The 23,338-nt window shown below is 70.3% G+C and carries 21 protein-coding genes; 11 read left to right on the top strand and 10 right to left on the bottom strand.

From position 1 onward, the window contains the following. Positions 1 to 62: 62 nt before the first annotated feature. The 3 genes from ACIBX3_RS07870 to ACIBX3_RS07860 are packed head-to-tail and all read right to left on the bottom strand — an operon-like array spanning position 63 to position 3,366. Positions 63 to 1,340, bottom strand: coding sequence for a D-arabinono-1,4-lactone oxidase (locus ACIBX3_RS07870; protein ID WP_397114302.1), 1,278 nt, complete (start codon positions 1,338 to 1,340; stop codon positions 63 to 65). Positions 1,341 to 1,386: 46 nt separating this feature from the next. After that, positions 1,387 to 2,109: a polysaccharide deacetylase family protein gene (locus ACIBX3_RS07865; protein WP_397114300.1), complete on the bottom strand. Its 723-nt coding sequence runs from the start codon at positions 2,107 to 2,109 to the stop codon at positions 1,387 to 1,389. A gap of 54 nt (positions 2,110 to 2,163) precedes the next feature. Further along, positions 2,164 to 3,366, bottom strand: coding sequence for an MFS transporter (locus tag ACIBX3_RS07860; RefSeq protein ID WP_397114298.1), 1,203 nt, complete (start codon positions 3,364 to 3,366; stop codon positions 2,164 to 2,166). A gap of 91 nt (positions 3,367 to 3,457) precedes the next feature. Between ACIBX3_RS07860 and ACIBX3_RS07855 the strand changes: the two genes are divergently transcribed. After that, entirely contained in the window at positions 3,458 to 4,633 is a 1,176-nt protein-coding gene (locus ACIBX3_RS07855; RefSeq protein WP_397114296.1) for a lytic transglycosylase domain-containing protein, read from the top strand. Here the strand turns inward: ACIBX3_RS07855 and ACIBX3_RS07850 are convergent. After that, positions 4,624 to 5,574, bottom strand: a complete 951-nt coding sequence (locus ACIBX3_RS07850) for a ferrochelatase (RefSeq protein WP_397114294.1) — start codon at positions 5,572 to 5,574, stop codon at positions 4,624 to 4,626. The two genes, ACIBX3_RS07855 and ACIBX3_RS07850, sit on opposite strands and share 10 nt — an antisense overlap. A gap of 192 nt (positions 5,575 to 5,766) precedes the next feature. On the opposite strand from ACIBX3_RS07850, the gene ACIBX3_RS07845 reads away from it, so the two are divergent. Together ACIBX3_RS07845 and ACIBX3_RS07840 are read left to right on the top strand one after the other, a co-directional pair. Beyond that, positions 5,767 to 7,758, top strand: coding sequence for a S9 family peptidase (locus tag ACIBX3_RS07845; RefSeq protein ID WP_397114292.1), 1,992 nt, complete (start codon positions 5,767 to 5,769; stop codon positions 7,756 to 7,758). Next, complete coding sequence (locus ACIBX3_RS07840; protein WP_397114290.1) at positions 7,758 to 8,546, top strand: inositol monophosphatase family protein; 789 nt, start codon at positions 7,758 to 7,760, stop codon at positions 8,544 to 8,546. The genes ACIBX3_RS07845 and ACIBX3_RS07840 overlap by 1 nt, the downstream gene beginning before the upstream one ends. A gap of 45 nt (positions 8,547 to 8,591) precedes the next feature. On the opposite strand, the gene ACIBX3_RS07835 is transcribed toward ACIBX3_RS07840, so the two are convergent. After that, entirely contained in the window at positions 8,592 to 8,756 is a 165-nt protein-coding gene (locus tag ACIBX3_RS07835; protein ID WP_164903829.1) for a hypothetical protein, read from the bottom strand. A gap of 235 nt (positions 8,757 to 8,991) precedes the next feature. Between ACIBX3_RS07835 and ACIBX3_RS07830 the strand changes: the two genes are divergently transcribed. The 4 genes from ACIBX3_RS07830 to ACIBX3_RS07815 all read left to right on the top strand — a co-directional run bounded on the left by ACIBX3_RS07830 (position 8,992) and on the right by ACIBX3_RS07815 (position 12,438). Next, positions 8,992 to 9,645: a response regulator transcription factor gene (locus tag ACIBX3_RS07830; RefSeq protein WP_138668011.1), complete on the top strand. Its 654-nt coding sequence runs from the start codon at positions 8,992 to 8,994 to the stop codon at positions 9,643 to 9,645. 38 nt (positions 9,646 to 9,683) lie between these two features. Then, positions 9,684 to 10,949 carry a sensor histidine kinase gene (locus tag ACIBX3_RS07825; protein WP_397115009.1) on the top strand — a complete coding sequence of 422 codons (1,266 nt, stop codon included), beginning with the start codon at positions 9,684 to 9,686 and terminating at the stop codon, positions 10,947 to 10,949. A gap of 309 nt (positions 10,950 to 11,258) precedes the next feature. Then, positions 11,259 to 11,558, top strand: coding sequence for a DUF4193 domain-containing protein (locus ACIBX3_RS07820; protein ID WP_020542847.1), 300 nt, complete (start codon positions 11,259 to 11,261; stop codon positions 11,556 to 11,558). A 79-nt stretch (positions 11,559 to 11,637) separates the two neighbouring features. After that, positions 11,638 to 12,438 (top strand): hypothetical protein, encoded by an 801-nt coding sequence (locus ACIBX3_RS07815; RefSeq protein WP_397114287.1) that lies wholly within the window; start codon positions 11,638 to 11,640, stop codon positions 12,436 to 12,438. On the opposite strand, the gene ACIBX3_RS07810 is transcribed toward ACIBX3_RS07815, so the two are convergent. Genes ACIBX3_RS07810 through paaI form a run of 3 tightly spaced genes read right to left on the bottom strand, consistent with a single transcriptional unit; the run spans position 12,427 to position 14,764 of the window. Next, the gene (locus ACIBX3_RS07810; RefSeq protein ID WP_397114285.1) at positions 12,427 to 13,041 is read right to left on the bottom strand and encodes a TetR/AcrR family transcriptional regulator; all 615 of its coding nucleotides are present in this window, start codon (positions 13,039 to 13,041) and stop codon (positions 12,427 to 12,429) included. The two genes, ACIBX3_RS07815 and ACIBX3_RS07810, sit on opposite strands and share 12 nt — an antisense overlap. Before the next feature lie 24 nt (positions 13,042 to 13,065). Next, positions 13,066 to 14,361, bottom strand: a complete 1,296-nt coding sequence (gene paaK, locus ACIBX3_RS07805) for a phenylacetate--CoA ligase PaaK (protein ID WP_397114283.1) — start codon at positions 14,359 to 14,361, stop codon at positions 13,066 to 13,068. A gap of 34 nt (positions 14,362 to 14,395) precedes the next feature. Beyond that, positions 14,396 to 14,764: a hydroxyphenylacetyl-CoA thioesterase PaaI gene (gene paaI, locus ACIBX3_RS07800; protein ID WP_397115007.1), complete on the bottom strand. Its 369-nt coding sequence runs from the start codon at positions 14,762 to 14,764 to the stop codon at positions 14,396 to 14,398. Positions 14,765 to 14,864: 100 nt separating this feature from the next. On the opposite strand from paaI, the gene paaN reads away from it, so the two are divergent. From paaN to ACIBX3_RS07785, 3 genes are all read left to right on the top strand, one after another. After that, a complete protein-coding gene (paaN, locus tag ACIBX3_RS07795; RefSeq protein ID WP_397114281.1) occupies positions 14,865 to 16,511 on the top strand; it encodes a phenylacetic acid degradation protein PaaN in 1,647 nt (548 codons plus the stop codon). Positions 16,512 to 16,639: 128 nt separating this feature from the next. Beyond that, entirely contained in the window at positions 16,640 to 18,169 is a 1,530-nt protein-coding gene (locus tag ACIBX3_RS07790; RefSeq protein WP_397114279.1) for an FAD-dependent monooxygenase, read from the top strand. Between the two features lie 349 nt (positions 18,170 to 18,518). After that, positions 18,519 to 19,952: a trehalose-6-phosphate synthase gene (locus ACIBX3_RS07785; protein ID WP_397114277.1), complete on the top strand. Its 1,434-nt coding sequence runs from the start codon at positions 18,519 to 18,521 to the stop codon at positions 19,950 to 19,952. Here ACIBX3_RS07785 and ACIBX3_RS07780 read toward each other — a convergent pair. Continuing rightward, a complete protein-coding gene (locus tag ACIBX3_RS07780; RefSeq protein ID WP_397114275.1) occupies positions 19,885 to 20,169 on the bottom strand; it encodes a DUF4235 domain-containing protein in 285 nt (94 codons plus the stop codon). The genes ACIBX3_RS07785 and ACIBX3_RS07780 overlap by 68 nt on opposite strands. A gap of 108 nt (positions 20,170 to 20,277) precedes the next feature. On the opposite strand from ACIBX3_RS07780, the gene valS reads away from it, so the two are divergent. After that, on the top strand, positions 20,278 to 22,758 hold the full coding sequence (gene valS, locus ACIBX3_RS07775; protein WP_397114273.1) for a valine--tRNA ligase: 2,481 nt from the start codon (positions 20,278 to 20,280) through the stop codon (positions 22,756 to 22,758). 30 nt (positions 22,759 to 22,788) lie between these two features. On the opposite strand, the gene ACIBX3_RS07770 is transcribed toward valS, so the two are convergent. Beyond that, entirely contained in the window at positions 22,789 to 23,307 is a 519-nt protein-coding gene (locus ACIBX3_RS07770; RefSeq protein WP_397114271.1) for an ArsR/SmtB family transcription factor, read from the bottom strand. Positions 23,308 to 23,338 lie beyond the last annotated feature (31 nt).

Here is a 23,338-nt window from a genome sequence, read left to right as displayed (position 1 = left end):
TCAAGGGACCCGCACCGTGGAGGAACGCAGGCCGGGTCGTGGTGGCGCGCGGAGGGGCGAGCCTAGCCGAGCACCAGGTCCAGGTAGTCGTTGGTGAACAGGCGCCGCGGGTCGAGCCGGTCGCGCAGGGCGGTGAAGTCCGCGAAGCGGGGATAGACCTTCCCCAGGTAGGCGGCGTCCCTGGTGTGCAGCTTGCCCCAGTGCGGCCGCCCGTCCAGCCGCGCCATGATCTCCTCCACGCCCTCGAAGTACGCCGGGTTCGGGGTCGGCCGGTAGATGTGGCAGGCGACGTACGCCGAGGCCCGCCCGTACGCGGTGGACAGCCAGGCGTCGCTGGGCGGCGTGACCCGGACCTCGACCGGAAAGGTGATCTTCCAGTCCATCCGCTCGATCAGGTCCCTGGTCTCGCGCAACGCCTGGGCGAGCCGCTCGCGCGGCACGGCGTACTCCGCCTCCAGGAACCGCACGTCCCGCCGCGCCGTGAAGATCTTGTACGAGGCGTCGACCGACTCCGAGTCCCCGAGCGCCGCCGCGCTGACCTCGTTGATCCGCGGGATCAGCCCGGGGAAACGGGCCCCGACCGCGCAGGCCGCGCCGAAGGCGGTGTTCTCCAGGAACACGTTGTCCAGCCACCGCTTGGCCGCGCTCGGCGGCCGCGCCGGCCCCGGATGCCGGTTGTTGGTCTTGACCAGGCAGGCGTCGGTGTGCGGCAGCCAGAAGAAGTCGAGATGCTCGTTGGCGGAGGTCAGCTCGTCGAGCGAGCCGAGGATCTCGCTGAGCGACATCGTGCGCCGGCGGTTGTGCAGCAGGAACGCGGGCTCCACCCGGAACGTCACGGCGGTCAGCACCCCGAGCGCGCCCAGGCCGACCCTGGCCGCGTCGAACAGGTCCTCGCCGGGAGAGACGGTGGCGACCGACCCGTCGGCCAGCACCAGCTCCAGCTCGGCGACCTGGTCGGCGAGCCCGCCGCTGTCGCGGCCGGTGCCGTGGGTGCCGGTCTGGATCGCGCCGGCGACGGTCTGCTCGGTGATGTCGCCCATGTTGGCCAGCGCCAGCCCGCGCTCGTCGAGCAGCTCGTTCAGCACCCGCAGCGGGGTGCCGGCCAGCACGGTGACGCGGTCTTCCGCCCACGACCTGACGCCGGTCAGCGCGTGCGGGCGCAACATGATGCCGTCGGTGAGGGCCACCCCGGTGAAGGAGTGGCCCGTGCCGACCATGCGGACCCGCCGCCCGGAGGCGGCGGCGTCCCCCACGGCGCGTACGACGTCCGCGACGGACGCCGGGGCACGCACCTCGGCGGGGCTGCTCGACTGGTTCTGCGCCCAGTTCGTGAAGCCCATGAGCAGCCCCCTAGAAGAGCAGAATCACATTAAACGTGAACGATACTCAGTTTTCCCAGCCTGCCGGAACCGGGAAGATGTCGCCGGGCTCCAGGTTCTCCTTTTTGACGATGTCGGACACCGTCACCAGGTGGTAGCCCTTGTTCTGCAGCGTCTTGATGATCGACGGCATGGCGTCCACGGTCTGCTTCACCCAGTCGTGCATGAGGATGATGCCGTCCTGCTTGGCCACTTCGAGGGTCTTCTTCTTGATCGCGTCGACGTTCTTGCTGGCCCAGTCCTCCGAGCCGCCGGTCCAGAGGATGATCGGCATGTCGAACTCGGCGGCGATCTCGGAGACCTGCATGTCGGCCATCCCGTACGGGGGCCGCAGCAGCTTGGGCTCGACGCCCGCCGCCTTCTTGACGGCGTCCTGGGTCTTCTTGATCTCGCTCCTGATCTCCCAGGCCTCGAGTTTCGTGAAGTCAGGGTGCTTGTAGCTGTGGTTGCCGAGCTCGTGGCCCTCCGCGACCATGCGCTTGACGTACTTGGGACGGCTCTTCGCGTACTGGCCCTCGAGGAAGAACGTCGCCTTGGCGTTGTGCTTCTTCAGCGTGTCGAGCAGCGTCCCCGCGTACTTGCCCGGTCCGTCGTCGAAGGTCAGCGCGATGCACTTGACCTGCGTGCAGTCGACGGGGGCCTTCTTGGGGGCCTGAGCGGAGGCGGGCGCCGGGGTGAGGGTGACGCAAACAGCCGCGATTGCCAGAAGTGAACTGATTTGTCGGGACATAAATAGAGCTTCCATAGTGATGGATGTTGCGAGGGATGTCCCGACGGTAGCGGATCAGCTCTTCGCGGGTGAAGACGCCTCGGGAAGTCTCAGGAAACCCGAACCTCCGATCCCGACCATCACGGCCAGGACAGCCGCGCCCAGTGAGAAGACGTACGCGTTGGACGCGCCGTACGCCTCGGTGAGCCGCCCGCCCGCCCACGCGCCGGCCGCCACGCCGAAGCCCAGCGCGGTGGAGATCCACGCCATGCCCTCGGTGAGCAGGGACGGCGGCACCAGCCGTTCGGTGAGAGAGAAGCCGGTGATGAGCGTCGGCGAGATCGCGAACCCGGCCAGGAAGAGCGCGGCGGCCATGATCCGCGCGTCGCCGATGAACACGATCGGCAGCAGCCCCAGCGCGAACACGCACAGCGCCCGGATGAAGCGCCTGCGCAGCGAGATCCGCCAGTGCCTGGAGCCGAACCAGAGCCCCGACACCATCGACCCGCCCGCGAACGCGGCCAGCAGGAACCCCGCGGCCCCCTTCGCCCCGCGCTCGTCGGCGAAGGCCACGGTGATCAGGTCCACGGACCCGAACACGGCCCCCATCGCCAGGTAGACGCACGACAGCATGGCGATCCCGGGGATCAGGATGGGCGTGCCGTTCGCCGACTTGACCTCCTGGACGGGCGGCTGCGTGCGCCGCTGCGCCGCCAGCGCCAGCAGGCCGGCGAACATGAAGACCAGGGCGACGGCCAGGCCCATGTACGGGTTCAGCTCGGTGGCCAGCACCGTGACCAGCGCCGGTCCGGTGACGAAGATGACCTCGTCGACCACGGACTCGAAGGCGAAGGCGGTGTGCAACTTGCTGGAGCCGCCGTGGATGACCGACCAGCGGGCCCGCACCATCGAGCCGACCGACAGCGAGGTGGCGCCGACGACCAGGCCGGAGGCGTACAGCGTCCAGTCGGGCAGCCGGAGGCCGGCGCTCAGCATGAGGGCGGCCAGCGCGAGTGCGTTGATCACGGCGAACGGCGGGATCACCCGGCTCTGCCCGAACCGGTCCACGAGCCGCCCGGACAGCGGGGCGCCGACGGCGAAGGCGACGTTGGTGGCCGCGGCGACCGCGCCGGCGGTGGCGTACGAGCCGGTGAGCGCGGAGATCAGTAAGACGATCCCGATCCCGATCATCGACATCGGCATCCGGCCGACGAACCCGGCGAGCACGAATGCCTTGATGCCAGGCCCGTTGAACAGCCCCCGGTAAGGCCCGACCACCCCTTTTCCCCCTTACTTCCGCCCGCCAACCATTGCGCACCAATGCCCGGAGAGCAAGTGGATTTCGATCGGCTCGGCTAACGTGTCCCGAGTGTCCGGTCTTCCCTCGTTCCGCGCGGTCATGCTCATGGTCGCCGCCGTGCTCGCGGTCAGCGCCGCGACCGCCGGCATCGTCGTGATGCTGGACGGCGACCTGGTCGAAACCGCACAAGAGCCGGTACGCAGGCCCACGCGCCAGCCGTCCGCCGCGCCCCGCCTCGACCAGCTCGTGCCCACGGCCCGCCCGGTCAAGGACTTCGGCGCGGGCGGCCCCGGGGTCACCTCGACCCCGCCGCGCGTGCTGGCGATCACCCGGTCCGCGGTGCCCAAGCAGACCAGGCTCAGGCTCGGCGCGCTGAAGCACGTGCAGAAGGCCATCGTCGTGGACGCGGGCGCGGTCAAGGTGTCGGGCACCTCGCTCAACCTGCTGGCCGTCGACCCGGCCGACTTCCGCTCATGGACGCCGCAGCCCGTCGCCGACCAGCCGGCCGTGTGGAGCGCCCTGGCCAGGGGCGAACTGGTGGCCGACGCGGGCACGACCCGCAAGTTCGGGATGATCCTGGGAGCGATGTACCAGGTGGACGGCGGTCCCAGGCTGCGCGTCGCGGCCTCGGCCACGCTCGGGCTGGCGGGCGTGGACGGTCTGGTGAGCGCCGACCTGGGCAAATCACTCGGGTTCGCGCCGGGCGTCGCGGTGCTGCTGCACGGCAAGCCCGGCAAGATCAACGAGTCCGGGGTGCGCAGGCTGCTCGGCAAGGGCTCCCAGGTCGTCGTGCTGGACGCCGCCGCGCGCACCCCGAAGCAGAACCGGCCCGACCAGCAGAGCCCGCAGACCGTGAACGTCGGCCGCCCCGGCAGCTACCTGGAGCTCTACAAGGCCTCGGCCACCCGCTGCCCGGGCCTGTCATGGACGGTGCTGGCCGCGATCGGGCAGGTCGAGAGCGGGCACGGCCGCAACAACGGCCCGTCGAGCGCGGGCGCGCTGGGTCCCATGCAGTTCATGCCCGCGACCTGGAAGCACTACGGCGTGGACGGCGACGGCGACGGCAAGGCCGACATCTGGAGCCCGTACGACGCGGTGCCGGGCGCGGCCAACTACCTGTGCGCCAACGGCGCGGGCAAGGGCGGCGAGAAGCTGCGCAAGGCGATCTGGTTCTACAACCACTCGTGGGACTACGTGAACAAGGTCATGGGCATCGCCGAGGCTTACGCGCGCACCTACGCCTGAGGACGCCTGCGAGGCGGCGGGCAGCAGGTGAGCGCGCACGGGACGGGCTCGGGCTCGTCCATCAGCTCGCGCACCATCCGGACGAACCGCGGGTGCGTGCCCGCGGTCGCCGCCCGCTCCAGCGGCAGGCCGATCTCGGCCGCCACCTGCCTGGCCTCGGTGTCGAGGTCGTAGACGACCTCCATGTGGTCGGAGACGAACCCGATCGGCACCAGCACCACCGAGCGGGCGTCCGTCTTGTGCAGGAAGTCGCAGACGTCCGGCTCCAGCCACGGCACCTGCGGCGGGCCGCTGCGCGACTGCCACACCAGATCCCACGGCCCGGTCCGGCCGAGCGCCTGGCTGACCAGCTCGGCGCTCCTGCGCAGTTGCGCCTCGTAGAGCCCGCCGGACGGGCCCGCGGTCTCGGCCATCGAGACCGGGATGCTGTGCGCGGTGAACACGAGCCTGGCGTCGTCGCGGCCGAGGCGCTCCAGCGCCGCGCGCGTGTGGTCGGCCATGGCGGCGACGAATCCGGGGTGATCGCCGAAGTGCCGCATCTTGACCAGCTCGGGGCCGCCCTCGACGGAGATCCTGGCGATGTCCTCGTAGTACTGGCGGCAGCTGGAGTAGCCCGCGAACGCCGACGTGGCGAAGACGGCCGCTTTGCGAACGCCGTCGGCCTTCATCTGCCGCACGGTGTCCTCGCCGAACGGATGCCAGTTGCGGTTGCCCCAGTAGATCGGCACGTCCACGACCGGGCGCAGCGCCTCGATCAGGTCGCGGTTCTGCTGGTTGATCGGGCTGACCCCGCCGAAGCCCTGGTAGTGCTCGGCCACTTCGAGCAGCCGCTCGCGCGGCACGCCGCGACCGCGCACGACGTTCTCCAGGAACGGCATCACGTCGTCGGGGCCTTCAGGACCGCCGAACGACAGGACCAGCAGAGCGTCGTAGTCACCCACGTGACAACCCTAGTGCCGCGAGGGAGTGCCGTCTTCTGGAGGAGGAGTGGCGGGAGCGCAGCGACCAGAGCGGGGGCCGCCGAACGGAGTGAGGCCATGAGCAGGCGGCGGCGTGTGGCGACCGAGCCGCCGAACGGAGTGAGGCCATGAGCAGAGTGTCGGTGGTCTCTGCTGCGCGGTAGGTTCGATCGAGTGAGCGCATTCAACGACATACGTGACTATGTGGCCATACCCCGGGTTCTCTCCCTGCGGCTCTCCCTGGACGGCTCCAGGCTGATCTCGACGGTCCAGTCTCTCAACCCCGACGGCAAGTCGTACGGCACCGCGCTCTGGGCCCTGCCCCTCGATGGCCCGCTGACTGGTGACCCCTACCGTCTGACCCGCTCCGCCAAGGGTGAGACGGCCGCCGTCTTCACGGACGCGGGCGACGTGCTGTTCACCTCGGCCCGCCCCGACCCCACCGTGAAGGACTCCACCGACGAGGTCGCCGCGCTGTGGCTGCTCCCGCGCGCGGGAGGCGAGGCCCGCCAGGTGGCCGCCAGGCCGGGCGGGATCGCCGCGGTCCGCACCGCGGCCGACGTCGTCGTTTTCGCCGCCGACGTGCTCGACGGCGAGGAGGTGGCCGACGAGGAGAAGCGCAAGGCTCGCGAGGACGCCGGGATCAGCGCCATCCTGCACGAGGGCTCCCCGGTCCGCTACTGGGACCACGATCTCGGACCCGGCCGGACCAGGCTGTTCGCGGCCCGGCTCGGCGGCGGGGACCGGCTGGAGGACGTGCGCGACCTGACGCCCGACGCGGGCGACGCGCTGCACGACGCCACGTTCGAGCTGACGCCCGACGGCGCCACCGTGGTCTCGACGTGGCGGACCATCCTGCCGAAGGGCGAGTGGCGTACCGACCTGGTGGCCATCGACGTGGCCACCGGCGAGCGGCGCGTCCTCCTCAGCGAGGACCGCCACGACTTCACGCAGCCCATCGCGATCTCCCCGGACGGCGGCAAGGTCGCCTGCGCCCGCGATCGGTTCACCGGGCTGGAGGTCTCGGCCCGCAGCGAGCTGTGGATCGCCGACCTGGCCACCGGCGAGGGACGGGCGTACGCGCCCGACCTGTTCCACGCCGACATCGAGTGGGCGCCGGACTCCTCGGCCGTCTACATCGTCGCCGACTTCCAGGGCCGCCGTCCCGTCTTCCGCGTCCCGTTGACCGGTGATGTGGCCAGGCTCACCCAGGACGACGCCGCCTATCTCGGGCTCAACGCCTCCGCCGACGGCCGGTTCGTGTACGCCCTGCGCAGCGGGATCGGCCTCGCCCCCGCCCCCGCCAGGATCGACGTGGCCACCGGCGAGATCACCGACCTGCCCACGCCCGTGCCCCGGCCCGAGGTGCGCGGCACGCTGACCGAGATCTCCGCCACCGCCGACGACGGCGCCACCGTCCGCGGCTGGCTCGTGCTGCCGGAAGGCGCCTCCGCCGAGGACCCCGCGCCGTTCCTGCTGTGGATCCACGGCGGTCCCGTCGCCTCCTGGAACGACTGGCAGTGGCGCTGGCAGTCCTGGATCATGGCCGCGCACGGTTACGCCGTGTTGATGCCGGACCCGTGCCTGTCCACGGGATACGGTCAGGACATGATCGATCGGGGCTGGGGCAACTGGGGCCCGCGTACTCAAGCCGACCTCGACGCGATCGTGGACGTGGCGCTGGCCAGGGACGACATCGACAGCGAGCGCATCGCCGCCATGGGCGGCTCGTACGGCGGCTACATGGCCAACTGGCTGGCCGGTCACACCGACCGCTACAAGGCCATCGTCACCCACGCCTCGTTGTGGAGCCTCGACCAGTTCGCCGGGACCACCGACGCCTCGATGTACTGGCAGCGCGAGTTCGGCGTGCCCGGCTCCGAGCGGTACGAGCTGCTGTCCCCGCACCTGTCCCTCGACAAGATCACCACGCCGATGCTCGTCATCCACGGCGACAAGGACTACCGCGTGCCCATCGGCGAGGCCCTGCGCCTGTGGTGGGACCTGCGGCGCAGCGAGGTCGAGTCGAAGTTCCTGTACTTCCCCGACGAGAACCACTGGATTCAGAAGCCCGGCAACATCGTGGCGTGGTACGAGACCGTGCTCGCCTTCCTGGCCCAGCACGTGCTCGGCCAGGAGTGGAAGCGCCCGGACTCGGTGGCGTGATGAGCGACTTCCTGAGACTGGCCGAGGACATCGCCCGCGAGGCGGGGGACATGCTCCTCGCCAAGCGGCCCACGATGTCGGAGGAGATCGCGACCAAGTCCAGCCCCACCGACGTGGTGACCGCACTCGACACGGCGTCGGAAGAGCTCATCCGCGAGCGCATCCTGGCCGCCAGGCCCGATGACCGCATCCTCGGCGAGGAGGGCGGCGAGGAGCCGGGCGAGTCCGATGTGCGCTGGATCGTCGACCCCATCGACGGCACGGTCAACTTCCTGTACGGCCTGCCCGAGTGGGCGGTGTCGATCGCCGTCGAGGTCGGAGGCAGGGTCGTGGCCGGCGTGGTCAACGTCCCGCCGCGCGGCGAGGTCTACACCGCCGCGCTCGGCGAGGGCGCCTGGCTCGGCGGGCAGCGGCTGCGCTGCAACACCGGGGTGCCGCTCGCGCAGGCGCTGGTCGCGACCGGGTTCGGCTACGCGGTGGCCAGACGGGCCGTCCAGGGCGAGGTGGTCGCGGCGGTGCTGCCGCGGGTGCGCGACATCAGGCGCGGCGGTTCGTGCGCCATCGACATATGCTCGCTGGCGGCCGGCCGCCTCGACGCGTACTACGAGCGGGGCATCAACCCGTGGGACTACGCCGCCGCGGGGCTGGTGGCCACCGAGTCGGGGGCCAGGCTGGGCGGGCTGCGCGGCAGGGCGGTGAGCCCCGAGTTCGCGTTGTGCGCGGCTCCGGGGCTGTTCGAGGAACTGCACGACCTGCTGGTGACACTGGATCCCGAGCGGGACGCTTGACGACGAAACGGCCGGAGCCACGGGGCTCCGGCCGTTTCACCTGGGCTAGCGGGGCAACGCGATGCCGTGATCGTCCGCCAGTCGGCGCAGGTCCTCGATCTCGGCGGTGAGCGTGTCGGCGAGGTACTCGTCGCCTACGCTGCGGGCCTCCCGAAGGCCCTTGTAAGCCTGGTCGAGGCGGTGTTCGATCGTGGTCGTGAACTCGCCCATCTCACCTACTCTCTAGGGGTTCGTTCTGTGCAAAGGGCGATGTGCGCCCATTGCCGCTCCATGTCCGGTCAATGGGTGTCCCGCAGGCATACCCCACCTCGTTGCCCCCCGAAACATGAATTTCCTGGTGCTCTGCCTCACCTGTTGGTCACCCACGCCTGAACATGCCTTACCGTGCGCTTATCGAGCCTGTGGGCAGAATGAGTGACCAGAATCGGAGAGAGGTGTTCCAGGCGTGCGAGTGCTGGTGGTGGAGGATGAGCGGGTGCTCGCCGACGCGATCGCGACCGGGCTGCGGCGCGAGGCCATGGCGGTGGACGTGGCCTACGACGGCGGCGGGGCGCTCGAGCGGACGTCCTACATCGATTACGACGTGATCGTGCTGGACCGTGACCTGCCGGTCGTGCACGGCGACGAGGTGTGCCGCCAGCTGGTCGAACAGCGGACCGCCTCACGGATCCTGATGCTGACCGCGTCCGGCGACGTGGACGACAAGGTGGAGGGGCTCGGCCTGGGCGCCGACGACTACCTCGCCAAGCCGTTCGTGTTCATCGAGCTCGTCGCCCGGGTGCGCGCGCTCGGCCGCCGCTCAGCGCCCGCGCTGCCGCCCGTGCTGGAGCGGGCCGGGATCCGGCTCGACCCGGGCAAGCGGCTGGTGGAGCGCGACGGCAGGGAGGTCGTGCTGACCAAGAAGGAGTTCGCGGTCCTGGAGGAGCTGATGCGGGCCGAGGGCGCCGTGGTCAGCCAGGAGGACCTGCTGGACAAGGCGTGGGACGAGAACATCGACCCGTTCACGAACGTGGTCCGGGTGACCATGATGACGCTGCGGAAGAAGCTGGGCGAGCCTCAGGTGATCGAGACTGTGCCCGGGGTTGGGTACAAACTGTGACTGAAGGGCCTGAGCGCCAGGCAGGGCCGACACACCCGATGATCAGCCCGCACTCGGCGCGGAAATCGACGCGCGTGCAGGAGGCGCCGCCGCCCAGCGGCCCGCCCGCCTGGGACGGCCCGCCCCCGCCGGCCCGCCCGCAAGCACAGCGCACCACGATAGAGCGGGTGAGGGAGCTTCCCGCCAAGGTCAGCATCCGATGGCGGCTGACGCTCACCTACGGCGCGCTCGTCTTCGCGGCCGCGGCGGTGCTGCTGTTCTCGATGTACGCGATCGTCGGCACCGCCATCAGCTCAGCATGGCCCGACATCGACCTGGGGCTGGACCCGATCCAGGACACCCAGCTTCAGATCAGGTGGCGGCAGTTCCAGCAGCAGGCGATAGCGAACGCCAGGGACGCCTTGTTCGGCAGCGCCTTGCTCGCCCTGATCGGGGTGGGCATCCTGGCGCTCATCATCGGCTACATCGTCGCCGACCGCGCGCTGCGCCCGGTGGCGCAGATGACCACCACGGCCCGCAAGCTCTCCGAAAGCACCCTGGCCCACCAGCGCATCGCCCTGGACGGGCCCAACGACGAGTTGAAGGAGCTGGCCGACACCTTCGACGCCATGCTCACCCGGCTCAACGTGGCCTTCGACACCCAGCGAAGATTCGTGGCCAACGCCTCCCACGAATTGCGAACCCCTCTCACCATTAACCGGACCGTCCTCGAGATCGCTCTGTCTGATCCGGAGGCGTCGGAGGATCTCAAAGCGCTGGGCCGCACCCTCCTCGAAGTCAACGCGCGTAACGAGAAGCTCATCGAGGGCCTGCTGCTGCTCGCCAGGAGCGAGCGCGAACTCGCCGTGCGCAAACCGGTCGACGTTCAGGAAGTCGCGCAGACCGCCGTGGAACAGGTCATGCCGTTCGCCGAGGAACACGGGGTAACGCTAACGACCGAACTGGTCAGCGCGCCTACCATAGGCGATCCCGTGCTCTTGGAGCGCTCCGTCAGCAACCTGCTGGAGAACGCCGTCAAGTACAACATTCCGGAAAACGGAAAAGTTTGGATCCGGACGGGAATGGTGGACGGTGCCTTGGTTGTTCAGGTGGCCAACACGGGACAGCACGTCCCGGCGTACGAGGTGAACAGCCTGTTCGAGCCGTTCAGGAGGCTCAACGCCGATCGCGTGGAATCGGCCAAGGGAGCGGGTCTCGGGCTGTCCATCGTCCGTGCGGTCGTACAGGCGCACGGCGGAAATGTGGCCGCCGTGCCACGTGATGGCGGAGGACTTGTGGTGACCATTCGGCTGCCGAGGCACTGACCCCGTGTTGCCTCGGGGACGTTCGTCCGCGTGTTGATGCACGGGGGGCGTCTCGTTCTCGCCGCACATGTGGTTGGATGTGCCGTCGAACACGGTGGTGCATGACGCCAAGGCTGTGGGTTTCGCCATATTTGGCTAACCATTGCCGTCGGCAGCAGGCCCTGACGTGTTGGGAGGTTCGTGTTCCGTTCCCGCGGGGTACCGATGGGAAATCTCGCCGACGGAGCGGGCACAAGACGGGCCTCCCGGACGTTAGAAGACGCGCGACGAGCGCGAAGACATATGGATGAGGGGGATGGAGTAAGCACAATGGCTACCGACTACGACAGCCCGCGCAAGACGGACGACGACCTGGGGGAGGACAGCCTCCAGGAACTCCAGGCGCGGCGCACTGACAAGTCGTCTGGCAGCATCGACATCGATGAGACCGACCTGGCCGAGTCGCTGGAGCTGCCCGGTGCGGACCTGTCGAACGAAGAGCTGTCCCTGCGGGTGATTCCCCGTCAGGCCGACGAGTTCACCTGCTCACGCTGCTTCCTGGTGCATCACCGCAGCCAGTTGGCCTCCGAGAAGAACGGCCAGCAGGTTTGCCGGGAGTGCGCCGCCTGATCGCCGTGGCTCAGGGAACGGTATCGGGAGACCGAGCCCACGAACCTGAGCGGTCGCGACCAAGAGACGGAGGCATCGCGTGGCCGTACCTGAGAAAGATCGTCAACAACCAGGCAACGAGATCGCCGACCCCGAGAACGAGGTCGGCGAGCTCGTAGGCAGGCTCACCGAGCCCGGTGACCTCGAGCCGGCCGAGCGGCGCAAGCTGCTCGGCCGACTAGCCCGGGCCCTGTCGACCGGAGCCAAGAAGGCGAAGGAGACCGGGGCGGGCCGGGGGCGCTGGCTGGCCGACGTCTTCCTCAACATCGCGCCGCGCATCCCGATCCGGGATCTGCACACCATCTCCGAGCATCATCACGGCCTCACCGGCGAGCAACTGGCCGACGACCTGGTGCGCACCGCGCAGAAGGCCACGATGACGGTCGGCGCCATCGGCGGAGCGCTCGCGGCGGCCGAGTTCGCTGCACCACCCCTCCTGCTCTCCGCCCCCGCGCAGCTCGTCGCCGAGACCATCGTCGTCGCCGCCATCGAGGTCAAGCTCCTGGCCGAGCTGCACGAGGTCTACGGCGTGCGCGTGCACGGCACCGGCGCCCAGCGCGCGGTCGCCTTCACGTCCGCCTGGGCCAGGCAACGCGGCATCGACCCCCTCGCTCCCGCGTCCGTCACGCTCGCGCTCGGCGCCGCCACCAAGACCGCGCTGCGCAACCGCCTCATGAGGACGCTGGGCCGCCACCTGACCACCCTGGGCCCCTTCCTCACCGGCGCGGTGGCCGGCGGCGCGCTCAACAGGATGGCGACCAAGAAGCTCGGCGAGGCCGTACGCAACGATCTGCGCGGCAAGCTGCCGCCCGCGCCGCGGCGCGACGAGCTAGCGCCGTAGCCCGCCGAAGGCCATCTTGACCAGCGCGTCGGCCAGCTCGTCCGCTGAAGCGCCACGCGCCGGCCGATACCACTCGGCGATCGAGTTCACCGCGCCGAACAACAGCCGCGTCACCAGCGCCGGATCCAGATCCGGCCGGATGCTCCCCTCCTCCGCCGCCTGCCTGACCAAGTGACTGACGAAGGCGTCGAACTCCCTGCGCCGCTCCAGCGCCGCCTGCTCGGTCAGGCTGTTGCCGCGCACCCGCAGCAGCAGCGTCACGTACGGCAGCCGGTCGACGAGGAGCCGCACGCTCTGCCGTACGACCCACTCCAGCCGGTCGATCGCCGGCCCCGCGGCGGCGCGCTCGTCGGCGGCCAGCTCGGCCAGCCCGTCCAGCGCCCGGTCGAGCGCCCGCGCCAGCAGCTGCTCCTTGCCGGGCACGTGGTAGTAGATCGCCGACTTGGTCACGCCGAGCGCCCTGGCCAGGTCCTCCATGCTCGTCCCGTCGTAGCCGCGCTCGTTGAAGACGTCCACGGCGATCGACAGCACGGACTCGGGATCGTGCCCGCGCCTGCGCTGACGGGTGGGGGCGGGGGTGACGGGGGTGACGGGGGTGGCCATATGCCTGATTATCCTTTATGCCAATTATCCCTGACGTTTATCGATGACCCGTTTCAGCTTCCCCACCGACCGCTCCAGCGTCTCCGGGTCCACCACCTCGACCTCCACGCGTACGCCGACGCTGTCCTTGACGGACTCGCGCAGCGCCTCGGCCGCTTCCGCCCGGCCCTCGAAGCCCGGCCTGGCCTCGACCCTGACCGTCATCACGTCGAGCCGCTCCGGCCGGGTCAGGTGCAGCTGGAAGTGCGGCGACAGACCCGGAACGCGCAGCACGAGCTCCTCGACCTGGGTCGGGAACACGTTCACGCCCCGCAGGATGATCATGTCGTCGGTGCGGCCCGTCACCTTCTCCATCCGCCGGAACGCCGGCCGCGCGGTGCCCGGCAGCAGCCTGGTCAGGTCGCGCGTGCGGTAGCGGATGACCGGCATGGCCTCCTTGGTGAGGCTCGTGAGCACCAGCTCGCCCCCGTCCGCCGGCTCGCCGGTGAACGGGTCGACCGTCTCCGGGTAGAAGTGGTCCTCCCAGACGTGCAGGCCGTCCTTGCTCTCCACGCACTCGTTGGCCACCCCGGGCCCGATCACCTCCGACAACCCGTAGATGTCGACGGCGTGCAGATCGAAGCGGTCCTCGATCTCCTCGCGCATGCGCTCGGTCCACGGCTCCGCGCCGAAGATCCCGATGCGCGGCGACGACGCGCGCGGGTCCAGCCCCTGGGCCGCGAACTCGTCCAGCAGGGCCAGCATGTACGACGGCGTCACCATGACGATGTCGGGCCGCAGGTCCGCGATCAGCCGTACCTGCCTGGACGTCATGCCGCCGGACACCGGCACCACCGTGCAGCCCAGCCGCTCGGCCCCGTAGTGGGCGCCCAGGCCGCCGGTGAACAGGCCGTAGCCGTAGGCCACGTGCACGATGTCGCCGGGCCGGCCGCCGGAGGCGCGGATCGAACGGGCCATGACGTCCGCCCAGACGTCGATGTCCCCCCTGGTGTAGCCGACCACGGTCGGCTGCCCCGTGGTGCCGCTGGAGGCGTGGATCCTGGCCACCTGCTCGCGCGGGACGGCGAACATGCCGAACGGGTAGTGGTCGCGGAGGTCCTGCTTCGTGGTGAAGGGGAACGCCGCCAGGTCGCCGAGATCCTTGCAGTCGCTCGGATGCACGCCGGCGTTGTCGAACTTTTGCCGATAGAAGGGGACATTTTCATAGGCATGGCTGAGCGTCCGCCGCAGGCGCTCCACCTGCAGCGCCATGAGCTCGTCGCGGGACGCCCGCTCGATCGGGTCGAGCTCTTCGGGTCGTGGGGGATCCGCGAGCCTCATCCCGGCTCCCGGCTCGGGTGGTCGGACATCGCTGTCACCTCAACTCCCGGCTCCGGCCGCGGAACTCCGCGACCACCTCTCCGTCCGGCCTGCGTACCGTGATGTCGTAGATGCCGCTGCGGCCGTAGCGGGTCCGCTCGGCGGCCTCGGCCACCAGCACGTCGCCCCTGCGGGCGGGGGAGACGAACGTGATCTCCGCGCCCGCCGCCACCGTCACCGGGCCGCGGGTGTTGCACGCGCAGGCGAAGGCCGTGTCGGCGAGCAGGAAGACGTAGCCGCCGTGGCACAGGTCGTGCCCATTGATCATCTGGGCGGTCACGGTCATGCGGCACACCGCCCGGCCCTCCGCCAGCTCCGTCAGCTCGATGCCCAGGGCCGCGGAGGCGGTGTCGGCGTCCAGCATGCGACGCGCGCTCTCCAACGCAAGTCTCCCTTGTCAACTGACCGAATGTTCGGTAAACACTTCACCGTCTGGCCGATCTCTGTCAAGAGGGTGAGCAACCATGTTCGAACAGCACCGCGACACCCTGGAGAAAGCCCTCTCCGCGATCGCCGGCCGGGGATACTGGAGCGCCTATCCGGAGTCGCCGAGCCCGCGCGTGTACGGCGAGGGGGCGGCCGAGCGGGGCAAGGAGGCGTTCGAGTCCTACCTCGGCAAGCCGTTCCCCCTGGAACAGCCCGGCACCGGGTCCTGGATCGGCGCCGAGCGTTCGCCGTACGGGATCGACCTCGGCGTCACCTACCCCGAGCCGGTCGTCGAGGACCTGATCGGCGCCGCCAAGGAGGCGATGCTGGCCTGGCGCGACGCCGGCCCCGACGCCCGCGCCCTGACCTGCGTCGAGATCGTCAACCGGATCAACCGGCACAGCTTCGAGCTCGCCAACGCGGTGCAGCACACGACCGGGCAGGCGTTCGTGATGGCCTTCCAGGCCGGCGGCCCGCACGCGCAGGACCGCGCACTGGAGGCCGTCGCGTACGGCTACGCCGCCATGACCTCCTCGGCCGCCGCCGCCCGCTGGGAGAAGCCGGGCAAGGGCGAGCCGCTGGTCATGGACAAGCGCTTCACCGTCGTGCCCAGGGGCGTGGCGCTGGTGATCGGGTGCAACACGTTCCCGACGTGGAACGCGTACCCGGGGCTGTTCGCCTCGCTCGTCACCGGCAACCCCGTGATCGTCAAGCCGCATCCCCGTGCCGTGCTGCCGCTCGCGATCACCGTGCGGATCGCCCGCGAGGTGCTGGCCGAGGCGGGCTTCGACCCGGCGCTCGTGTCACTGGCCGCCGAGGAGGGCCGAGGGCTGGCCAAGACCCTGGCCACGCATCCCGACGTGCGCATCGTCGACTTCACCGGCTCCACCGAGTTCGGCGACTGGCTGGAGCGCAACGCCCACCAGGCCCTCGTCCACACCGAGAAGGCCGGGGTCAACACCGTCGTCGTGGACTCGACGGACTCGTGGCGCGGCATGCTGGGCAATCTGGCGTTCTCGCTGTCCCTGTACAGCGGCCAGATGTGCACCGCGCCGCAGAACATCCTCGTCCCCGCCGCCGGCATCGAGACCGACGAGGGGCACAAGAGCTTCGACGAGGTCGCCGCGGGGCTCGCCGCGGCGGTCGGCAGACTGCTCGGCGACGACGCCCGCGCCGTCGAGCTGACCGGCGCCATCGTCAACCCCGACGTGCTGGCCCGGGTGGAGGGCGCGCCGTCGCTGGGGGACGTGGTGCTGGCGTCGCGGGCCGTCTCGCATCCGTCGTTCCCGGACGCGGTGATCAGGACGCCGATGATCGTCCGCGTGGACCCGTCCGCGGCCGGCGTCTACGGGCGCGAGCACTTCGGGCCCATCTCGTTCCTCATCCCGACCTCCTCGACCGAGGAGAGCCTGGACGTGCTGCGGCGTACGATCAAGGCCCGCGGCGCCCTGACCGCCGCCGCCTACTCGACGTCGTCGCAGGTGCTCGACGAGGCCGAACGCGCCGCGCTCGACGCGGGCGTGAACCTGTCGTGCAACCTGACCGGCGGTGTCTTCGTCAACCAGTCGGCCGCCTTCAGCGACTACCACGGCACCGGCGCCAACCCGGCCGCCACCGCCTCCCTGACCGACCCCGGCTACGTGGCCGGCCGCTTCCACATGGTCCAGTCCCGACGCCCGGCATGACCACCCGCCCCGGCGTGCTGCTCGGCCTGGAGGTCCTCCGCCCGTGCCGGAGAGCCGGGCCGCAAGAGGGGAAGGGATTCTCCGGGTGGTGGTGACGGGAGGAGAGCCATGGGAGGTGAGCCGCGGCCATGAGCACCGAACCGCAGGTCATCGTGATCGGCGCCGGCCCGGTCGGGCAGAGCGCCGCGCTGCTGCTGGCCCGCTGGGGCATCCAGGTGCTGGTGCTCGACCGGCGGCCCGCGCGGGACGCGGCCGGGTCGCGCTCCATCTGCCAGCAGCGCGACGTGCTCGACGTCTGGGCCGCCGTGGGCGCGGGGAAGGTGGCCGAGGAGGGGCTGACCTGGACGACCGCGCGCACCTACTACCGCGACCGCGAGCTGTTCTCCTGGTCGTTCGAGCGGGAGGGGCCGCTGCCGCCGTTCGTGAACATCTCACAGGCCCGTACCGAGCAGATCCTCGACGAGGCCATCGCCGGGCAGCCGCTCATCGAGGTCCGCTGGAGTCACGAGGTCACCGGGCTCACGCAGGACGCCTCCGGCGTGACGGTGCACTGCGGGCAGCGGCTGCTGCGGGCGCCGTACGCGCTGGCCTGCGCGGGCGCCCGGGCGGAGCCGGTACGCCGGGCGCTCGGCGTGACGTTCGGCGGGGAGACGTTCGACGACCAGTTCCTGATCTGCGACATCAAGGCCGGCCTGCCCGGTTGGGAGAACGAGCGCCGCTTCTTCTTCGACCCCGTCTGGAACCCGGGCCGGCAGGTGCTGATCCATCCCTGTCCGGGAGGCACGTTCAGGATCGACTGGCAAATCGCGCCCGACTTCATCCCGACAAAGGATGATATTTCGCGGAAAATTAGGCAGATCATCGGTGACCGGTCCTACGAACTGATCTGGCAGAGCACGTACCGCTTCCACTCCCGCATCGCCTCCCGCATGCGCGTCGGCCGGGTCCTGCTGGCGGGCGACTGCGCCCACCTGGTGGCCCCGTTCGGGGCACGCGGGCTCAACTCCGGCGTGCCCGACGCCGAGAACGCGGCCTGGAAGCTCGCCTTCGTGCTCAACGGCTGGGCGGGGGCGGAGCTGCTGGAGTCGTACCACGTCGAGCGGCACGCGGCCGCGCTGGAGAACCTCGAGATCACCGCCGCCACCATGCGCTTCCTCGCGCCCAGGACCGTGGAGGAGCGGATGCGCCGGCGGGCCGTGCTGGAGGGCGGGCTGGTGGCCGAGGTCGACTCCGGCCGGTTCGCCGAGCCGTACTGGTATGTCGATTCGCCGCTGACCACGCCGGAGCCCTCGCGCCCCTTCCGGGGCAGGCCGCCCAAGGGGGCGCTGTGCGAGCCCGCGCCCGGCGTGATCATGCCCGACGCGGCGCTGCCGGAGGGACGGCTGCGCGAGTGCTGCCGTGACGGGTTCCTCGTCCTTCTGGGCGAGGCGGCGGATCCGGGCGTGTTCGCGCAGGTCCTGGGCAAGGACACCGCGGCGCCGCTGTCCGTGCGCGGTTTCGCGGAGCTGGACGGGACCGGCGCGCTCGCCGGCCGGCTCGGCGCCGGTCCGGACGAGGCGTGGCTCGTCCGGCCCGACTCCCATATCGCCGCGATCATCCCCCATGCGGAGCCGGAGACGGTGGCGGCCGCCGTGCGCCGCGCCTGCCCCGGAGGCTGAGCCCGCTCCGCCGCCCTGCACGCCCAGACGATTGAGGTCCACGATGGTATGGGGGGAAGATGATGCCTTGGCGGGGTCAGTGATGTTTTGAGCGAAATGCACAATTCGCGTTTGTCTGTGCAGGTCGTGGGCAAAGTCACTAGGGCGCCGCTCGCCGTTCGCGAGTTCGCGGTGTTCGATGGGATCGGCACGCTCGCTGACACGATCGGCGCGGGGCCGGACGAGGCATGGAGCATCAAGCCCGATGCCCCCATGGCCGCGAGGATCCCACACGGGGACCGGAGTCGGCGGCGGGTGCCGTGAGCCGCGGGAGCGGCTGTTCTGACGCCGGAGCCTGAGGAGGACATGCGTGACTGGCCGAAGCTCGTTCTTGATCGTCGCCAACCGGTTGCCGGTGGACAGGACGATCGAGCCTGACGGAGCGGCCTCGTGGCGCAGGAGCCCCGGGGGGCTCGTCACCGCGATCGCGCCGGTGATGCAGCGCCGCCAGGGGGCGTGGGCCGGCTGGCACGGTGCGCCCGACGAGAAGCTGGAGCCGTTCGAGCAGGACGGCATGAACCTCATCCCCGTCCCGCTGTCGGCGAGCGAGGTGGAGCTCTACTACGAGGGCTTCTCCAACGCCACCCTCTGGCCGCTCTACCACGACGTGGTGGCGCCGCCGATCTTCGAGCGGGAGATGTGGGACGCCTACCGCGAGGTCAACGAGCGCTTCGCCAACGCCGCCGCCGACGCCGCCGAGGAGGGCGCGGTCGTCTGGGTGCAGGACTACCAGCTCCAGCTCGTGCCGGCCATGCTGCGCAGGCTCCGGCCCGACCTGCGGATCGGCTTCTTCCTGCACATCCCATTCCCGCCGGTCGAGCTGTTCTGGCGGCTGCCGTGGCGCAAGGACCTGGTCGAGGGGCTGCTCGGGGCCGATCTGGTGGGCTTCCAGCTGCCCGGCGGCGCCTCGAACTTCCGCAGGCTGTGCCGGCGGCTGCTCGGGCTGCCGTACAAGGGGAACGAGATCTTCCTCGACGACCGGGTGGTGCGGACGCAGGCGTTCCCGATCTCCGTGGACTTCGGGCAGCTCGACTCGCTGGTACGCGAGCCCCACATCGTGGCGCGGGCCAAGGAGATCAGGGTGGAGCTGGGCGACCCCGAGCACGTCCTGCTCGGCGTGGACCGGCTCGACTACACCAAGGGCATCGGGCAGCGGCTGGAGGCGTTCGGCGAGCTGCTCAAGGACGGGCGGCTGGAGGCGGGCGAGGCGGTGTTCGTGCAGATCGCCACGCCGAGCAGGGAGCGGGTGGAGGAATACCGCCGGCTGCGCGACGACATCGAGCTGCAGGTCGGGCGGATCAACGGCGAGCGCGCGCAGCTCGGCTACCAGCCGGTGTGGTATTTCCACCAGTCCTACGGCCAGGAGGAGCTGGCCGCGCTCTACCTCGCCGCCGACGTCATGGTCGTCACCCCGCTGCGGGACGGGATGAACCTGGTGGCCAAGGAGTACATCTCCTGCCACCACGACCTGCACGGCGCGCTGGTGCTGAGCGAGTTCGCGGGGGCGGCGGACGAGCTGCGGCAGGCCTATCTGGTCAATCCGTACGACGTCGAGGACGTCAAGCGGCAGATGGTCGCCGCGATGCGGGCCACGCCGCACGAGCTGGCCCGGCGGATGCGTACGATGCGCCGCCGGGTGGCCACCTACGACGTGGACCGCTGGGCGAGCGAGTTTCTCACTGCCCTGGAGTCACCTGCTTCAGAGCCTTCCATGCGTCGTAGCGCTTCTTGGCGGTCCGGTTGACCACGATCTGCGCCACCGACATGCCGACGCCCATGAGCACCGCGTAGCCGATCGCCTCGCCCATGCTGACCTCGGGTGAGTCTGTGTCGACCGGCGGCTCCTTGCCGGTCGCCTTCACCCAGACGAACCCGAGGAGCTTCTTCATCGCCCACCCGGTCACCAGACCCACGAGGCCGCCGATGATCCGCCAGGCCACGTCCGGCTTGTCGTCCGCCATCCCGATCTCCTTCCCCATATGTAACGAACCCTAGTCTGTACCGCTTGCGGGACCGTCGAAGCCGTACCATAAGGAGGCATGACTCAACAGCGACTACGCCATGCATCCATGCCCCAGAAGCCGGCTCTCGACGGCTTGGAGCAGGTATGGGTAGCTCGCTGGGAGGCCGACGGCACCTACCGCTTCGACCGGTCGAAGCCGCGTGACCAGGTCTACTCGATCGACACGCCGCCGCCGACCGTGTCCGGCTCGCTGCACGTCGGCCACGTCTTCTCCTTCACCCACACCGACATCATGGCCCGCTACCAGCGGATGATCGGCAAAGCGGTCTTCTACCCGATCGGCTGGGACGACAACGGCCTGGCCACCGAGCGGCGGGTGCAGAACGTCTACGGCGTGCGCTGCGATCCGTCGCTGCCCTACGACCCGGAGTTCGTTCCACCGGAGAAGCCCGGCAAACGCGAGATCTCGATCTCGCGGCGCAACTTCGTGGAGCTGTGCCACAAGCTGACCGCGATCGACGAGCAGGCGTTCGAGGAGGTGTGGCGGCGGGTCGGCCTGTCGGTGGACTGGTCGCTGCTCTACACCACGATCGGCGACGAGGCGCGGGCGGTGTCGCAGCGCGCGTTCCTGCGCAACCTGCAGCGCGGCGAGGCCTACCTCGCCGAGGCGCCGACGCTCTGGGACGTCTCCTTCCGCACCGCGGTCGCGCAGGCCGAGCTGGAGGACAGGGAGTGGCCCGGCGCCTTCCACCGCATCTCGTTCTACGGCGAGAAGGGGCCGGTCTGGGTCGAGACGACCCGGCCGGAGCTGCTCCCGGCGTGCGTGGCGCTGGTCGCGCACCCCAGCGACGAGCGCTATCAGGACCTGTTCGGCACGTCGGTGCTGACGCCGTTGTTCGGGGTCGAGGTGCCGGTCCTGGCCCACCACCTGGCCGAGCCGGACAAGGGCTCCGGCATCGCGATGATCTGCACGTTCGGCGACATCACCGATGTCACCTGGTGGCGGGAGCTGCGGCTGCCGACCCGGCCGGTCATCGGCTGGGACGGGCGGCTGCTGCCCGAGCCGCCGGAGGGCGTGGAGCCGGAGCCGTACAAGGAGCTGGCCGGCAAGACCGTGCACAGCGCGCGCGAGCGGATCGTGGAGCTGCTGCGCGACTCCGGTGACCTCGACGGCGAGCCGCGGCCCGTCGCCCGGACGGTGAAGTTCTACGAGAAGGGCGAAAAGCCGCTGGAGATCGTCACCACCCGCCAGTGGTACATCCGCAACGGCGGCCGGGACGAGGAGCTGCGCCGGCGGCTGCTGGAGCGCGGGCGGGAGCTGGCCTGGCACCCGCCGCACATGCGGGTGCGCTACGACAACTGGGTCGAGGGGCTCACCGGCGACTGGCTGATCTCCCGCCAGCGGTTCTTCGGCGTGCCCTTCCCGGTGTGGTATCCGATCGACGAGTCCGGGCAGCCCGTCCACGACGCGCCGATCGTGCCGTCCGAGGACATGCTGCCGGTAGACCCGTCCTCGGACGTGCCACCCGGTTACACCGAGGACCGGCGCGGCGTGCCCGGCGGCTTCATGGCCGACCCTGACGTCATGGACACCTGGGCCACCTCGTCGCTGACGCCGCAGATCGCGGGGCGCTGGTGCACCGACGACGACCTGTTCCGGCGGGTCTTCCCCGCCGACCTGCGGCCGCAGGCCCACGAGATCATCCGGACCTGGCTGTTCTCGACCGTGGTCAGGTCGCACTCCGAGTTCGGCGTGGTGCCGTGGAGCGACGTGGCGATCTCGGGGTGGATCCTCGACCCTGACCGCAAGAAGATGTCCAAGTCCAAGGGCAACGTGGTCACCCCGCTCGACCTGCTGGAGCAGCACGGCTCCGACGCCGTGCGCTACTGGGCGGCCAACGGCCGCTACGGCGTGGACACCGCGTTCGACGCGGGGCAGCTCAAGGTCGGGCGGCGGCTCGCCATCAAGATCCTCAACGCCTCGAAGTTCGTGCTCGGCCTGGCCGAGAGCGAGGGCCCGGAATCCGCCGGCGTCACCGAGCCGCTCGACCGCTCGATGCTGGCGGCGCTGGCGGACGCGGTGCGCGAGGCCACCGAGGCGTTCGACGCCTACGACCACACCCGGGCGCTGGAGGCCGTGGAGCGCTTCTTCTGGGCGTTCTGCGACGACTACGTGGAGCTGGTGAAGGCCCGCGCGTACGACGGATCCGCCTCCGCCCACGCGGCGTTGCGGCAGGCCCTCGACGTGCTGCTGCGGCTGTTCGCGCCGTTCCTGCCCTTTGTGACCGAAGAGGTGTGGTCCTGGTGGCGCGAGGGGTCGGTGCACCTCGCGCCGTGGCCGGCCGTGGACCGCGGGACGGGCGATCCGGCGGTGCTGGCCGTGGCCTCCGAGGTGCTCGGCCGGGTGCGCAAGGCCAAGTCGGAGGCCAAGCTGTCGATGCGTGCCGAGGTGTCCCGGCTGACCGTCGCCGGGCCCGAGGTCGGGCTCGTGCGGCTGGCGCAGGACGACCTGTGCGCGGCGGGCAACGTCGAGGAGTTCGTGCTGGACCAGGGTGACGAGCTGACGGTCGAGGTCCGTCTCGGCTGACGTCGGGGGGACGCGCGGCGTCCCCCCGCTTCACGCGTCGCGGCCGGCGTCGCGGTGGAGGGCGAGGAACAACGAGTACGCCTCCCCCTCCGGCGGCGGCGGCCGGTCGCGGAAGTCGTCGAGCACTTCCTGCAACCGCCGGCGCAGCTCGGCGTGCCCGTCGGCGGTGAGCCTGAGCCCCAGCCTGGTGAAGTGGCCCTGCTCGAGGCCGGCGAGCCTGACCTCCTCCAGGAAGGCGTCGAGCATCGCCGCGTTGGCGCCGCGCACGCCGCTCTCACGGATGTCCATCTCCCACGACTTGCCGGTGGCCCGGTAGGGGATCTCGGTCGAGCCGCGTGGCCCGGGACGGCTGGGCTGGGGGGCCAGGAAGCCGGTGCCGACCAGTTTGCGGACGTGGTGGAGCGTGGTGGCGGGATTGGCGCCGAGCCGCTCGGCGATCTCCTTGTTCGTGAGCGCCTGGTCCAGGCAGAGGCGCAGGATGCGCAGCCGCGCGGCGGAGGCCAGCGCGCGGGCTTCGGCCTCGGTGGCGGGGCGGCGTGTGGTGCCCATGGACGGCCACCCTATAACCGATTGACTTTTC

Source organism: Nonomuraea sp. NPDC049480 (assembly GCF_044465905.1).
Classification (GTDB): Bacteria; Actinomycetota; Actinomycetes; order Streptosporangiales; family Streptosporangiaceae; genus Nonomuraea.
Note: the sequence above shows the minus strand (reverse complement) of the source record. Positions and strands in the feature narration are given on the sequence as shown.

Bases quoted from the DNA above. Each gene is read 5' to 3' on its own strand.
- ACIBX3_RS07870 (WP_397114302.1), bottom strand. From the start codon at position 1,340: ATGGGCTTCACGAACTGGGCGCAGAACCAGTCGAGCAGCCCCGCCGAG.
- ACIBX3_RS07865 (WP_397114300.1), bottom strand. From the start codon at position 2,109: ATGTCCCGACAAATCAGTTCACTTCTGGCAATCGCGGCTGTTTGCGTC.
- ACIBX3_RS07840 (WP_397114290.1), top strand. From the start codon at position 7,758: ATGAGCGACTTCCTGAGACTGGCCGAGGACATCGCCCGCGAGGCGGGG.
- ACIBX3_RS07835 (WP_164903829.1), bottom strand. From the start codon at position 8,756: ATGGGCGAGTTCACGACCACGATCGAACACCGCCTCGACCAGGCTTAC.
- ACIBX3_RS07825 (WP_397115009.1), top strand. From the start codon at position 9,684: ATGATCAGCCCGCACTCGGCGCGGAAATCGACGCGCGTGCAGGAGGCG.
- ACIBX3_RS07820 (WP_020542847.1), top strand. From the start codon at position 11,259: ATGGCTACCGACTACGACAGCCCGCGCAAGACGGACGACGACCTGGGG.
- ACIBX3_RS07810 (WP_397114285.1), bottom strand. From the start codon at position 13,041: ATGGCCACCCCCGTCACCCCCGTCACCCCCGCCCCCACCCGTCAGCGC.
- paaK (WP_397114283.1), bottom strand. From the start codon at position 14,361: ATGAGGCTCGCGGATCCCCCACGACCCGAAGAGCTCGACCCGATCGAG.
- paaI (WP_397115007.1), bottom strand. From the start codon at position 14,764: ATGCTGGACGCCGACACCGCCTCCGCGGCCCTGGGCATCGAGCTGACG.
- paaN (WP_397114281.1), top strand. From the start codon at position 14,865: ATGTTCGAACAGCACCGCGACACCCTGGAGAAAGCCCTCTCCGCGATC.
- ACIBX3_RS07790 (WP_397114279.1), top strand. From the start codon at position 16,640: ATGAGCACCGAACCGCAGGTCATCGTGATCGGCGCCGGCCCGGTCGGG.
- ACIBX3_RS07780 (WP_397114275.1), bottom strand. From the start codon at position 20,169: ATGGCGGACGACAAGCCGGACGTGGCCTGGCGGATCATCGGCGGCCTC.
- valS (WP_397114273.1), top strand. From the start codon at position 20,278: ATGCCCCAGAAGCCGGCTCTCGACGGCTTGGAGCAGGTATGGGTAGCT.
- ACIBX3_RS07770 (WP_397114271.1), bottom strand. From the start codon at position 23,307: ATGGGCACCACACGCCGCCCCGCCACCGAGGCCGAAGCCCGCGCGCTG.